11 protein-coding genes are annotated in these 13,628 nt (G+C 47.9%); 2 read left to right on the top strand and 9 right to left on the bottom strand.

What is annotated here, in order from left to right:
* Positions 1 to 30: 30 nt before the first annotated feature.
* The 4 genes from ABVF09_RS07480 to argC are packed head-to-tail and all read right to left on the bottom strand — an operon-like array spanning position 31 to position 4,310.
* Positions 31 to 1,218, bottom strand: coding sequence for an acetylornithine transaminase (locus tag ABVF09_RS07480; RefSeq protein ID WP_371068905.1), 1,188 nt, complete (start codon positions 1,216 to 1,218; stop codon positions 31 to 33).
* Entirely contained in the window at positions 1,211 to 2,011 is an 801-nt protein-coding gene (argB, locus tag ABVF09_RS07475; RefSeq protein ID WP_371068904.1) for an acetylglutamate kinase, read from the bottom strand. Before argB ends, ABVF09_RS07480 begins: the two co-directional genes overlap by 8 nt.
* A 13-nt stretch (positions 2,012 to 2,024) precedes the next feature.
* Complete coding sequence (argJ, locus tag ABVF09_RS07470) at positions 2,025 to 3,257, bottom strand: bifunctional ornithine acetyltransferase/N-acetylglutamate synthase (protein WP_153463812.1); 1,233 nt, start codon at positions 3,255 to 3,257, stop codon at positions 2,025 to 2,027.
* A gap of 15 nt (positions 3,258 to 3,272) precedes the next feature.
* Positions 3,273 to 4,310, bottom strand: a complete 1,038-nt coding sequence (argC, locus tag ABVF09_RS07465; protein WP_371068903.1) for an N-acetyl-gamma-glutamyl-phosphate reductase — start codon at positions 4,308 to 4,310, stop codon at positions 3,273 to 3,275.
* A 215-nt stretch (positions 4,311 to 4,525) separates the two neighbouring features.
* Here argC and ABVF09_RS07460 point away from each other — a divergent pair, with 215 nt between their 5' ends.
* Positions 4,526 to 5,533 carry an NADP-dependent oxidoreductase gene (locus ABVF09_RS07460; protein ID WP_371068902.1) on the top strand — a complete coding sequence of 336 codons (1,008 nt, stop codon included), beginning with the start codon at positions 4,526 to 4,528 and terminating at the stop codon, positions 5,531 to 5,533.
* A gap of 563 nt (positions 5,534 to 6,096) precedes the next feature.
* A complete protein-coding gene (locus tag ABVF09_RS07455; RefSeq protein WP_081704625.1) occupies positions 6,097 to 6,843 on the top strand; it encodes a C39 family peptidase in 747 nt (248 codons plus the stop codon).
* Between the two features lie 287 nt (positions 6,844 to 7,130).
* On the opposite strand, the gene ABVF09_RS07450 is transcribed toward ABVF09_RS07455, so the two are convergent.
* The 5 genes from ABVF09_RS07450 to ABVF09_RS07430 form a co-directional block, all read right to left on the bottom strand.
* Entirely contained in the window at positions 7,131 to 8,057 is a 927-nt protein-coding gene (locus tag ABVF09_RS07450; RefSeq protein WP_371068901.1) for a fumarylacetoacetate hydrolase family protein, read from the bottom strand.
* A 335-nt stretch (positions 8,058 to 8,392) separates the two neighbouring features.
* The gene (locus ABVF09_RS07445; RefSeq protein WP_371068900.1) at positions 8,393 to 10,315 is read right to left on the bottom strand and encodes a BglG family transcription antiterminator; all 1,923 of its coding nucleotides are present in this window, start codon (positions 10,313 to 10,315) and stop codon (positions 8,393 to 8,395) included.
* Positions 10,316 to 10,446: 131 nt separating this feature from the next.
* Positions 10,447 to 11,766 carry a 6-phospho-beta-glucosidase gene (locus ABVF09_RS07440; RefSeq protein ID WP_371068899.1) on the bottom strand — a complete coding sequence of 440 codons (1,320 nt, stop codon included), beginning with the start codon at positions 11,764 to 11,766 and terminating at the stop codon, positions 10,447 to 10,449.
* Between the two features lie 135 nt (positions 11,767 to 11,901).
* Positions 11,902 to 13,290 (bottom strand): glycoside hydrolase family 1 protein, encoded by a 1,389-nt coding sequence (locus ABVF09_RS07435; RefSeq protein WP_026568766.1) that lies wholly within the window; start codon positions 13,288 to 13,290, stop codon positions 11,902 to 11,904.
* Positions 13,291 to 13,305: 15 nt separating this feature from the next.
* A complete protein-coding gene (locus ABVF09_RS07430) occupies positions 13,306 to 13,611 on the bottom strand; it encodes a PTS sugar transporter subunit IIA (RefSeq protein WP_026568767.1) in 306 nt (101 codons plus the stop codon).
* Positions 13,612 to 13,628: the final 17 nt, after the last annotated feature.

Genomic DNA, 13,628 nt, shown 5'->3' with positions numbered 1-13,628 from the left:
ACTTCCTGAAAAATGCAAAGCGGCAGACCTTTATGAAGCAAATACCTTTTCCATCACAGAAATGAATTGATCAATTTCCGTTTTATTGGTTGTCAATGGGGGCAGTATGCGGATTACGCTCGGCCCGGCTACCAAGACCAACAAATGGTGTTGTTCCCTCGCTTTTATCACATAATCCATTGCATTGCCTTCGACGACGATTCCCTGCAGCAGACCCTTTCCCCTGATTTCTTTGATGTAGGAAAACTGCTGTTTTAGACATTGTAGTTGCTCTTCTAAATAGGCACTCAATTCTGCAGCTTGATCAATCAGCCCATTGTCCATGATGTGCGTAATCGTCGCGAGTCCGGCTGTCGAAGAAAACGGGTTACCACCGAACGTACTGCCGTGCGAACCCGGTGAAAACGCGCTGGCCACTTTTCGACCGGCGATGATCGCGCCGATTGGAATGCCGCTCCCCAGTCCTTTAGCAAGGCTGATGACATCCGGTTCGATTCCGTACTGTTCATAAGCGAACAAGGTTCCTGTTCTGCCAATACCAGTTTGTATCTCATCGATCATCAAAAGGATGTCGTTCTGCTTGCAAAGAGCCGCCAGCTGTTTCACCCAATCTTCGTCTGCCGGAATGACTCCCCCCTCTCCCTGAACAAGCTCGAGTAAAACAGCACAGGTTCTGTCGGTGACCAACTGTTCCAGCGCTCTCTTGTCATTATACGGCAAATAGCGGAACCCTTCGGCCAGAGGGGCAAAGCCTTGTTGAATTTTATCCTGTCCCGTAGCTGCCAAGGTAGCTAGTGTCCGCCCATGGAACGATTGACTAAAGGTGACGACCTCGTATGCGTCGGTCCCTTTGATTTCCTGCGCATATCTTCTCGCCAGTTTGATAGCTGCTTCATTTGCTTCAGCTCCGCTGTTGCAGAAAAACACCTGGTCGCCAAAGCTATGCTCCACCAGTTTTTCCGCCAATTGCTCCTGAGCCGGTATATGGTATAAATTCGAACAGTGCCAAATTTTATCCAGCTGATTTTTCAATTGTTGCTTGACGCTGTCAGGTGCGTGCCCTAAATTGCATGTGGCGATGCCTGACGTATAGTCGAGATATTTACCACCTTTGTCATCCCATACCCAGCTTCCCTTTCCTTCGACCAAGGTAAGAGGAAAGCGATTATAGGTGGGCATGAGCATAGGGGCTGCCGCTGGTATTGTTTGTTTAGACATATCCAACCTCCGAAGTTAAACTGATTTTTGTTCCGACTGCTGCTCCCTGGTAAAAAGACAGCAGGCTGTCCGACACCAAACCATTCAAGATGACGGTTTCCGGCACTTGGTTCTTCAATGCCTGCAAGGCTGAACGGACCTTCGGAATCATCCCGCCGGTGATCGTGCCATCGGCGATAAGCTGTTCGATTTGGCTGCTGGTTGTTTCATGCAAAACCTTTGTTTCACCATTGTTCTCGACTAAAATCCCGGGGATGTCACTGATGTAACATAATCTTGCCTGCAATGCCTGTGCAACGGCAGCCGCCGCCACATCGGCATTGACATTCAACTTGTTTCCTTCTTCATCCATGCAAATCGGGGAGATGACCGGGATGAATCCTTGGTCGACGAGATGGTGGAGAATCGAAACGTGCACCTTTTCCACCGTACCGACAAAACCAAGTGCAGCATTGTCAGACTGGGTTGCCTGCAGCAGTCGGCCATCCACTCCGCTTAGACCGAATCCTTTCCCGCCTTGTTGCTGCAGTTTTTGGACAAGCTGTTTGTTCATGGTTCCGCTCAAAACCATTTCCGCCACTTCCAATACTTCTTTTGTGGTCACCCTCAATCCGTCGACAAATTGAGTTTCCACCTGCAGGCGGGACAGAGTACGGGAAATCAGCGGACCTCCACCGTGGACAAGCACCGGCTGGACCTCTCCCTTATTATGCAGTTCTGCAACATTCTGATAAAAAGCAGGAGGCAGCTGGGAAAAAATACTGCCACCGCATTTGATCACTACATATTCCAATCCAATTCCTCCCTCAAGTACGGTACGATGCATTTATCCGTACATAATCATAAGACAAGTCACAGCCCCACGCAGTAGCCGTTCCGGTTCCGCTGCCTAAATCGGTGTGGATCGAGACATGCTCCTGTAACAAATAGTCCTTTGCAGCACTTTCATCGAACACAACAGGCATTCCGTTGTCAACTACCAGTACCGGTCCGAGCGAGATGCTGACTTTGCCGGGATCAACAGGCTGGCCGCTGTAACCGATCGCTGTAATGACCCGCCCCCAATTGGCGTCGGCTCCATGAATGGCGGTCTTTACCAGGTTGGAGGATATGATTGCCTTGCTGACGGCACGAGCCGCCTGGTCTGACTCCGCTCCTTCCACCTGAACCTCGACTAATTTAGTGGCTCCTTCTCCATCGCGGGCGATTTCTTTGGCCAGTGTTTCACAAACTGCCGCAAGCCCTTGTTTGAAGAGAAACCAGTCCGGGTGTCCTTCATGCAGCTGGCGGTTTCCCGCTTTTCCATTCGCAAGCACGAGCACCATGTCATTTGTACTTGTATCTCCATCCACCGTGATCATGTTGAATGAGGTATCGGTGATTTCCCTCAAAGCCTGTGACAAGGCATCTGCTTCAACTGCAGCATCGGTCGTTATAAAACTCAGCATCGTCGCCATGTTCGGGTGGATCATTCCCGATCCTTTGGCCGCTCCGCCGATCGATACTTTCTGCCCATCGATTTCGAGTTCAACTGCCACCGCTTTTTCCCGGGTGTCTGTTGTTAAAATGGCCTGCCCGAATCTATTTGAATGATTGTTGTCCTGCAGCTGGGTTTGGTCAATTCCGTATTTGATTTTCTCCATCGGGAGGGGCTCACCGATCAAACCGGTAGATGCAATGGCCGTCAATTCCTCGGGGACACGGAAGGCATCCGCTCCCCACTTCCGCATTTGATAGGCATCGGCCATCCCTCGTTCGCCCGTACACGCATTGGCGATGCCGGAATTGACTAGCAGTGCCTGGATTTTCTGCCCACTGTCAATGCTTTCCTGGGTGACCTTAAGCGGAGCAGCCTGAAAAGTATTGGTCGTATAGACACCGGCTGCTGTGGCGGGAACCTCCGAATAAACCCAACCAAAATCCAGTTTCGTTTTTCGGATGCCGCAGTGGACTCCCCCAGCCGTAAACCCCCTGGGAGTGGTTATGCTTCCTTTTGGCAACAGGGTCAATTCGACCGCTTGTTTTACTTGCTCTGTCATTTTGTCGCACCCTCCTTATGGATAAATAGGTAAGTAGTTTAATCCTGTCGTGACGTCCCAGCCTTTCAATAGATTCATATTTTGAATGGCCTGGCCTGAGGCACCCTTCACTAAGTTGTCGATGACCGAAATGATCGTCAATTTTCCCGTCCTTTTATCTGCATGAATGCCGATGTCACAGTAGTTGCTTCCATAAACCTCTCTCGTTGCCGGAAGCTCGCCGTTCATCCGGATGCGGACAAACGGCTGGTCCCGATAAAACGCTTTGAACACTTCGATTATTTCATTAGTAGAAACTTGCCGGGTAAGGTCAGCATAGATCGTACTCATAATCCCCCTCGTCATCGGGATTAGATGAGTGGAAAACGTCACTTGCACAGGGTGTCCTGCTGTTCTTGTCAGAATCTGTTCGATTTCTGGTATGTGCTTATGTTGTCCTAGTTTGTAAGCTTTCAAATTTTCATTCATTTCCGGATAGTGAGTGCTTGGCGAGGTACCGCGTCCGGCTCCAGAAACACCCGACTTGGCATCGACGATGATCGAACGATCTTCGATCAAGCCGGCGTGAACGGCCGGCAGCAGTCCGAGCAATGTGGCGGTCGGATAGCAGCCCGGATTGGCTATGAGTTTAGCACCTGCAACCTCTTGGGCATAAATTTCACTTAATCCATATACCGCTGTTTTCAAATAGCTTTCATCAGCTGCAGGGGAACCGTACCATTCTTGATAGTCCGTCGGTGACTTCAGGCGAAAGTCACCAGAGAGGTCGATGCATTTTACGTCACGCTCCACAAACTGCGGCGCGAGATCTTTGCTGACAGCTGGCGGCGTGGCGAAGAAAACCACCTCGACTCGCTCAGCCAGCTCCTCTACCACAAGCTCTTCCAAAGGCTTTTCCAGCAAGCCGTCTGTGTGGGGATAAACTGCACCCAGCACCCGGCCGCTTTGTGAATGGGAAATAACCGCTTCAATTTCTGCATATGGATGATTATATAAAAACCGTATCAGTTCGATGGCCCCGTAGCCGGTCCCACCGATTATCGCTACCTTCACCGTGAATTCTCACTCCTGACCTTTCAATTGATTGGTAAATAATTATACTTTATTATGCATTTTTATACAACAGCGTTTTTTCTTTTTTTTCGAATTTTCGCCTTCATGCTTTTCTTCGACCGGATAACCTATAATCAAATCAGATGCCAGCTAAAATGGAGAGTGTTACCATTAAAATAAAACGACTTTTATTATGGAAAGAAAGGGAGAGAAGCATGACTCAAAATCAAGAAATCCAATTAGTGAAAAGACCAGAGGCAATGCCGACTGAAGAACATATTCGCATGATGGATACGGAAATGCCCGAGCCCGGAAAAGACGAGGTACTGCTAAAGACGGTGTACGTGTCGGTCGATCCGTATATGAGGGGCCGGATGAGCAGCGCCAAGTCTTACGTAGAACCATTTGCTCTCAACAAAGCCATCAGCGGCGGCGTGATTGCCCAGGTGGTAGAATCTAATGCAGAAAATCTTCAGCCAGGGGATGTTGTCACCGGAACGTTGCCATGGGCAAAATATTCCACGGCGCCAGCAGAGACGCTTAGAAAAGTAAATCCGGAACTCGGACCAGTCACGACCTCTTTAGGTGTGTTAGGCATGCCTGGATTGACTGCATATTTCGGCCTTACCGATATCGGAAAGCCGAAAGAAGGAGAGACAGTCGTCGTTTCAGCTGCAGCTGGTGCAGTTGGATCGATTGTCGTACAAATTGCGAAAATCTATGGTGCCCATGTAGTGGGAATCGCCGGCAGCGAAGAAAAAAACCGCTATTTGACCGAAGAACTGGGCGCCGACAAAGCCGTTAATTATAAAACCGACAACCTTCCGGAAGCATTGGCCGCAGCTTGCCCTGACGGTGTCGACGTCTATTTTGACAATGTCGGCGGAGAAGTGTCGGATGCAGTATATCCCCTGCTGAACGACCATGCCAGAATTCCCCAATGCGGCTCCATAGCTACTTATAATGATCCGGATGCTCAAGGGCCGCGATTGCAAATGCATATCGTCAAATCCCGGGCGTTGATCAAAGGGTTCATTGTCGGAGATTACCAGCCCCGGTTCAAAGAAGGTTTCAGCAAGCTTGCAGAATGGGTGGGAAATGGCAAGCTGACGTATGAGGAAACAATCAAAACCGGATTCGACCAGATTCCGGAAGCTTTTTTCGGTTTGTTCACAGGTGAGAACATAGGTAAACAGCTAGTCAAAACAGCCGAATTAGAATAAACAGAAACAATCAAGCCGATTTGTCGTCAGAACACGGACAAATCGGCTTTTCACTTAACTATGGACGGAATGTCCTTCTTTCCACGACACCCCTCGACAGTCTTGTGCAATTTGGGGCAGAAATGAGCAATCTTGGTGATTTTCTTTCTATGAAACTTGTACTATAATAAACACTAATTTAGTTTGTCAGGAAGAAGTTGATCCGATTGAAAAAACTGCTTATTCTATTACCTTTTATATGCTTGGCGTCCATCTTTTATTTATTCTATAAAACCACGTCTTTGCCCGCCAAAGTGGAAGAAAAAACTCCGGCAGCAAATCCATCCGTAAAACAGATCGCCGAACCGGTCGTCCAGTCTAACGCTGAGCTGCAGATTGGAGAAAAACAAACCAGCAACCCGGTACTCCGTAAAGGGGATAACTATTACTTGCCGGCCGCCCCGATTTTGGCTTATCATCCATCTACCGAACTGGCTTACGATCCGATTCTACAGGTAGCTACCGCAACGGTAGACAAAGAGACGCTGCATTTTCCCCAGTCCAGGGAAAATGGTTACCAGAACATGCTGGAAGCTTTAAAGACGGATTCAATCGAACAGGAACAAGTGATTCCCTATGAAAATAAGCTTTATGCCACGGCAGACTTCCTTAAGCAGTTCGATATCCCGATTGCTAAACAAGAACAAGATGACGAGCTTTTATTTATACTCGATATTCCCGAAGAAAAAGCGGATTTGCCTTTGGACGTGCCACTTATCGAGCAAATGGCGGCCCCCCGTCTTTATAACGGCTGCGAGGTAACAAGCATGGCCATGATTCTGAATTATCACGGGGTGAACGTGACGAAAAACGAACTGGCGGAAAATGTGAGTGTCGTCCCGCTCACCTACGAGAGCGGCTTGAAGGGAAATCCTAACGACGGGTTTGTCGGGAATATGGCAGACGGCCCAGGCCTCGGAGTCTACCATGGACCAATGCTCGATTTGGCGAAACAATATGTCGGTGACAGGGCAGTCGATTTAACCGGCAGCAGCCCCGATGCGATTTATCAATCGTTGGATGAAGGGCTTCCTGTATGGGTCATTACCACTTCCTCCTTTGCTCCTGTCGGCGGCTTTGAAACTTGGCAGACCCCGAGCGGCGAAGTGGAGGTGACATTCAGCCTGCACAGCGTGGCTGTAACCGGTTATGATGACGAATCCGTGTACATCAATGACCCATATGGAGGTAAAAACAAACCGGTGGGTCGGGACAATTTTGAAAAGGCCTGGGAGCAAATGGGCAGCCAGGCAATCGTTATCAAAGAATAAACAAGTGGCTTAGAGAGACTTAGAGATGACGTAGCAGCGATGGAATAATCGAATTCTATCATTCAATTGATCACCGCAAAGGAAAAACAACGAAGGAAAATGGTTTTGCCTGGATGGATTTCCTTTCATTCTTCCGTTTCTGACCGCTGTGTCAAGATACCAGACTTCAGCGGGATGAGTGCGAGTCGGCGCCTCCCCGCTGATAGTGAAGTATCTTGACGGAGTGGAGAGTTACACTGAATAATCGTTCGTTTTTTCTTTCTTCCCTATTCCCTTGCTCACGATGTTTATGCATCCTGATCGATAACAGCGTTTTCCAACGTCCCAATATTTTCGATTTCCATCGTAACCCGGTCTCCAGCTTTCAAAAACTGCGGCGGGTCCATCGCAAAACCGACTCCGTGCGGGGTGCCTGTCAAAATAATATCGCCCGGTTCCAGTGTCATTAGTTCCGAGAGGAAGGAGACGAGGTAAGGAACATCGAAAATCAGCTCGCTTGTACTGGAAGATTGTCGCAGCTCGCCATTGACGTAAGATTTCACTGCCAGTTTTCCCGGGTCCTCGATTTCATCCGCTGTTACAATCCAAGGACCAATCGGTGTACTTCTATCGAGTGTCTTTCCCTGAAGCCACTGCGGCGTCCGTTTCTGTAAATCACGAGCTGAGATGTCATTGCCGATTGTATATCCCGCAATGTATTGATTCGCATCTTCTCTGGAAACCCCTTTTGCACGCTTCCCGATCACCAGAGCAAGTTCGACCTCATAATCAAGTTTTTCTGTGGCCGGAGACTTTTCGATACTGTCTTCCGGACCGATCAGGGAGTTGGCAAATTTGGCAAACAGCACCGGGTGTTGCGGGATAGTACTATTCATTTCTTTTACGTGGTCTGCATAATTGGTGCCGATGCAAATGATTTTTCCCGGATTAGGCACTGGAAGCTCGAGCTTCACGACAGCTCGCTCCACTTCCGCAGTTGTCACTTGCTGCTCCACTGCATATGCATAAGCCTTCTGCGCCTGACGGATGCCTTTCCGGCCCAAGTGATAGAAATCAGTCGGATCGGATGGCAGCAACAGTGCATCCGCTTCTTCACTTTTTGACAGAAGGAACTGCCTATGGGATTCCTGGAGATCAATAATACGATCACCATGGACTGCGCCCATGCGTGGCTCTCCAAGCTTGTTTTTATAGGTATAGCTGACCAGCTTCATCTTTTTTCCCCGCTTTCAAAAAATTTCGGTAATGATATTTTTATTATAAAGGATTCATGGAACAAAAGCGCAATCGTCTGTTTAAAGGAGCACAGGCTAAAGCCGCCACGTCCTGTGGCAACGCCTGCATGACCTATATCCTGTGGGCCTCCGACAAGCTTAAGAACAGCCTCGCCGTGGCGCTTATTGCAACACAGAGGGTGGGCTTAAGACCTCGAGGGGGTAGGCGCTGGAGCTGGACGTAGCTGTTTCAGCCAATAATTATCCAGTCGATTACATTTTCATTTCCTATACAACAAAGAAAAAGCATTCAAGCTTTCTGAATGCTTTTCCAATTATTTAGGGAGAACATCAATAAATGCTTTATAATCCCGGGCTTTCACCAGTTTTTGCACGATTGCCGGGTCATCGATTACTCTGCCGAGCAAGTCATACATGGACTGCAAGTCGGCTGTGCTGTCCTTTTCCACACTGAGCAGGCAGACAAATTGCACGCGTTTCCCGCTCCAGTCAATCGCCCGATTCAAAGTACAAAACGCCAAGAATGTTTGATTCGACTGCGGGGTAATGGGATGAGGAACGGCCACCAAATTTCCGAATGCTGTAGGAGCCACAGCTTCCCTCTCTTCCACTGCCGCAAGGAAGGTCCCGTCCACCAGTTTTTTTTCTGTCAAAGTGTCGGCGAAAAACTCCAGGACCTCCTGTTTCGAAGTGAAATCCTTTTGTAAAAACACCAAGTCCTGCTTAAAGTAATCGGCGATACTATGTTTCGGATCGGCTACAAATGTCTCGATCTTCTTCAAATCGGCGTCTCCGAGAATGGTGTTCACTTCGATGACCGGCACCGGAAGTTGCTCAGAAATCGGAATCGAGCTTACGATAAAATCAATGTCTTGAAAAGATGCCTGATTCAACCTGTAGTACTCAGTCGTCCCGACAACGTCCAGCTTTTCTCCGAATTGTGATTTGAGCTTATAAAACAGTAACTGTGCACTGCCCATCCCGGAGGCACAAACAACCAGGCACCGCTTCGGTCCTGTTTTCAGTTTTTGCCTCTCGATGGCCGCCCCAATATGCAACGCCAAGTAACCGATTTCATTCTCGTCGATTTTGGCATCGGTGTATTCTTCGAGCACAAGACCAGCAATAAGACCGGCTTCAAAGGCCAACGGGTAATTGCTCTTGATGTCCTCCAACATTGGGTTCCGAATATTCATTCCGTATTTATAGCGATTGATGGCCGGCTTCAAATGAAGGCCCAGGCTGATGATCAGCTCTTGGTCTTGCTTGATGCCAAGTGCCAGTTTTTCTTCGATTCGGTCGAGGATGCTCATCACCACTTGATAGATATCATCCTCCATCACCTGATCGATTTCCATACCGGTCTGATACAGCATTTTTGTCCCTAGTAAATGAATGGCTATATAGGCAACCTCTGGCTGCGGAAAAGCGACTTGAAAGCTTTCCTCGACCCGCCCGACGATTTTCTTGGCGACCTGGTATTCCTTTTTGTCGAGAATGTCATCCAAATCTTTATTGTACAACGAGACATGGTATCCATTTTTTATCCGTTGATAAGCGATTGCCAAATGGATAAATAAATTGTTGATGGCAATATCGGACAGGGTCAGTCCGTTTTCCTTGATTTGATTCATGATGATTTTCCAAATAACCGTCAAGTCTTCCTTCGCCAGGGATGTCAGCTGGTCATTCAACAGATTTTGCCCGGCCTCTTCGCTACGGTCAAAAATATACTCCGCCATACAAAAGCGCAGTTTCAACTCACTGCCGGTGGCTTTCAAGCCATAATTCGGACGGCTTTCCAAATGGATATCATAGTTAGCCAATATTTTTTTTGCATTCTTTAAATCATTTTGAATCGTAGACTTGCTGATGTGCATTTCATCTGCCAAGTCATCCAGCTTCAAGTAATGATCTGTTAGCAGCAGCCTTCTGATCAGGTAAGCGATCCGTTCCTCCGGAAGATCAGGAAGGAGCGTGCCTTCACCTGTTTCCTCTTCCAAAACCTCCTGAAGAAACTTGCGAAATCGTTGGTCATCCTTGATGTAGAGCTTATATCCAGTTCCGCGAATCGATTCGATTTCTGCTCCGTTATGGAAGAGTGTGGCGTCGAGCTGTTTGACATCCTCCCTTGTCGTCCTGGATGTCACTTGATTGATGCTGGCCAAGTAGTCACTTGTCAATGGCGAACGGGCTGCCATTAATTCACGCAGTATGGTGATGGTCCGGGAGTTCATCTAAACGCCTCCTTTCATCGAGGGCTGACTCGTTCCTTCACGCGGAAAAAAGGTTCTGATGGCATCAGAACCTTTTCCAACTGAAAGGATTTTTCCCAATCCACGATTGGTTGCGAGGTACTGTTCTTTTATTATACTACTGTTTCAAAAAATTGTGGCAAGTGTGCTTTATGCGCTTCCAGCATTTCATCGAGAATCTGTTTGGCAACCGTGTCGGATGGGACAAGCGGGTTGATCGTCATGGCAAGCAGTGCTGTACGATAATCACCAGTCACAGCTGCTTCAGCCGCTGTCCGCTCAAACGATTTGATTTGCTGGACAAGTCCCTGTACAGGGACAGGTAATTCTCCTACCTGAATCGGTTTCGGTCCATCCTTGGTGATCACACAATTGACTTCGACAGCCGATTCTGCAGGGATGCCGGAAATTGCTCCGTTGTTTCTCGTATTGACCGGCTGGATATCCCCCCTGTTGTTGTAAATCGAGTCGATCAGGCTACAGGCAGCATCACTGTAATAAGCTCCTCCCCGCTCTTCAAGCTGAGGAGGTTTGATCGCCAATTCTGGGTCGCTGTACAGTTCAAACAATTCCTTTTCCAACTGCTGGACAACCTCTGCGCGCGAGCCCGCTTCGTTTGCTTCTTTTTTCTCCTGGTTCAGCATTTTATCTGTTTGATAATAATAACGATGATACGGACATGGAAGGACTTTCAATGCCCGGATGAATTCCGGCTCCCAGCCGAGATCGACGATGTTTTTCATCGTCATGCTCTCCCCGCTTGTCAGTTTATCCAATACCTGGCTGGTAACTTCTTCACCGTCCAAGTAAACGCGGAGTCCGAAAACCATATGGTTCAAACCGGCAAAATCAATGTGTACTCTATCGGGTTCGACTTCCAGCATCTCCGCCACGCTCATCCGCATTCCGATCGGCACATTGCAAAGCCCGACCGTTTTTTTGATGTCGGTATAACGCAAGACAGCTTCTGTCACCATCCCGGCTGGATTGGAAAAGTTAATTAGCCAGGCATCAGGGCATAACGCCTCTATATCCTTGCATATGTCCAGTATCACAGGGATTGTTCGCAAACCTTTAAACAAACCACCAGGACCATTGGTCTCCTGTCCGATGACATCATATTTCAGAGGGATTTTTTCGTCTTTGGCACGTGCCTCCAACAATCCCACCCGAATTTGCGTCGTAACAAAATCTGCTCCAGGCAGCGCTTCCTTGCGGTCATAGGAAAGCTTGATTTCCATCGGGACACCCGCTTTTTTCACCATTCGTTTGGCAAGTGCTCCTACGGTTTCCAGCTTATCTTTACCTTCCGGAATATCGACGAGCCACAGTTCCCTTATCGGAAGCTCGTTATACCGTTTGATAAACCCTTCTACCAACTCAGGTGTGTAGCTTGATCCCCCACCGATAGTCACCACTTTGATACCAGTCATTATTTTCACGCCTCTCCACTGTTATCGTCATTGCTCTTAGTCAAATCCGCAAAAAAAGGATGGAAAAAAAGACGCAGCGGAATGATTACAATCAATCGGTTCCCGCTGCGCCTCCCCTAATCAGTCGCAGCAAGGTTAAAAGCCATTATTTTCTGCAACTTGTTTGATCCAATCAGCACTTTTCTTCGGTGTTCTTTCTTTTGTTTCTATATCTACGGAAAAGAATCCATATCTATTCTTATAAGCATTCATCCAGGACCAATTATCCATGAATGACCATAAATGATACCCTTTTGTATTGGCCCCTTCTTCGATTGCTTTATGAAGCCATTCTAGATGACCTTTAATAAATTCGATTCGATAATCATCCTGGATTTGGCCGTTTTCGATAAAGCGATCCTCGTCCTGGACACCCATTCCGTTTTCAGATATGAAGGATTCGATGTTGCCATAGTTTTCTTTCAGATTCATCATGATATCGTAAATACCTTTTTCGTAAATCTCCCAGCCGCGATATTTGTTCATTTTCCGGCCCGGCATCTCGTAATGATCAAAGAACCATTCCGGCATGAACGGACTGTAAGGGTTAGGCAGGGTTTCTTTCGCTTTGACACGGCGAGGCTGATAATAGTTAACACCAAGCAGATCCACTGTGTTGTTTTTGATCAATTGTTTATCGCCTTGTTCTGTCACAGGCAGCTGGCCATGTTCCTCTAGGATATCGATCAATTCTTGTGGATATTCCCCTAAAACAGACGGATCTAAGAAACTGCGGTTGAAGAACAAATCAGCAATACGGGATGCCCTTAAGTCAGCCGGGTTCTGGCTTCTCGGGTAAGAAGGAGTCAGATTCAAGATGATACCTATTTTTCCCTCTTTGATATCAAATGTGCGGAACGCCTCGACTGCCTTGGCGTGCGCCACCATCGTATGGTACCCAACCTGAGCAGCCCGCTTGGCATCGACTACGTTCGGGTAGTGGAAATCATACAGATATCCGCCCTCAACCGGAACGATTGGCTCGTTGAACGTAAACCACTTGCTTACTCTGTCGCCAAACAATCGGAAAGCATGCTTGGCATATTCGGCATAAGCCTCCACGACGCCCCTGCTTTCCCAACCGCCCTCGTTTTGCAGTTCAAGGGGCATGTCGAAGTGATACAAATTGACAAACGGCTCAATGTCGTTGGCAATCAATTCATCGATTACATTATTATAAAAGGTGACTGCCTCTTGATTCACTTCTCCGCGACCTCCGGGGATAAGACGGGACCAGGAAATCGATAGACGAAACGTATTATGGCCGATTTGCTTCATCAGCTGGACATCTTCTTTATAGCGATGATAGAAATCAGAAGTGGTCTGTGGTCCTACTCCTTCAAAAAAACGGTTCGGCTCTTGATCATACCATTCGTCCCAAATGTTTCGGCCTTTCCCGCCTTCCTTGGCAGCTCCTTCGATTTGCGTGGCAGAGGTAGCGCTTCCCCACCAGAATCCTTCCGGAAATTTGTATTGAACAGACATAGCTATTACCTCCAGTTACTTGTGTCGATATATTTCGATGATTTCCACGGCTAAATCTCTGACGGTCATCGAGGTCATCAGGTGGTCCTGTGAATGCACGAGAATCACATTCACAGAAGCCCCCTCCCCGCTTGCTTCTTCTTGAAGCAATTTTGTTTGATAACCGTGCGCTTTGCCAAGCTCCTCGCCTGCTTCTTCGATGAGACGGTCGGCTTCAGCAAAATTTCCTTCTTTTGCCTCCTGGATTGCTTCCATGGCACTCGACTTGCCATTCCCAGCGTACAAGATGATTTGAAAAGCAATTTCTGTTAAGTTATCCATCGGTTATTCCACCTTCG

Origin of the sequence: Sediminibacillus sp. JSM 1682029 (assembly GCF_041366435.1) — a bacterium.
Taxonomy (GTDB): domain Bacteria; phylum Bacillota; class Bacilli; order Bacillales; family Amphibacillaceae; genus Sediminibacillus; species Sediminibacillus terrae.
The sequence above is the reverse complement of the archived record's forward strand: the minus strand, read 5'-3'. Positions and strand labels throughout refer to the sequence as shown.

What these genes read in the sequence shown, in the direction of transcription:
- ABVF09_RS07460 (WP_371068902.1), top strand. Translation starts at nt 4,526, where the DNA reads ATGACTCAAAATCAAGAAATCCAATTAGTGAAAAGACCAGAGGCAATG.
- ABVF09_RS07430 (WP_026568767.1), bottom strand. Translation starts at nt 13,611, where the DNA reads ATGGATAACTTAACAGAAATTGCTTTTCAAATCATCTTGTACGCTGGG.
- argJ (WP_153463812.1), bottom strand. Translation starts at nt 3,257, where the DNA reads ATGACAGAGCAAGTAAAACAAGCGGTCGAATTGACCCTGTTGCCAAAA.
- ABVF09_RS07450 (WP_371068901.1), bottom strand. Translation starts at nt 8,057, where the DNA reads ATGAAGCTGGTCAGCTATACCTATAAAAACAAGCTTGGAGAGCCACGC.
- ABVF09_RS07435 (WP_026568766.1), bottom strand. Translation starts at nt 13,290, where the DNA reads ATGTCTGTTCAATACAAATTTCCGGAAGGATTCTGGTGGGGAAGCGCT.
- ABVF09_RS07440 (WP_371068899.1), bottom strand. Translation starts at nt 11,766, where the DNA reads ATGACTGGTATCAAAGTGGTGACTATCGGTGGGGGATCAAGCTACACA.
- ABVF09_RS07480 (WP_371068905.1), bottom strand. Translation starts at nt 1,218, where the DNA reads ATGTCTAAACAAACAATACCAGCGGCAGCCCCTATGCTCATGCCCACC.
- ABVF09_RS07455 (WP_081704625.1), top strand. Translation starts at nt 6,097, where the DNA reads ATGCTGGAAGCTTTAAAGACGGATTCAATCGAACAGGAACAAGTGATT.
- ABVF09_RS07445 (WP_371068900.1), bottom strand. Translation starts at nt 10,315, where the DNA reads ATGAACTCCCGGACCATCACCATACTGCGTGAATTAATGGCAGCCCGT.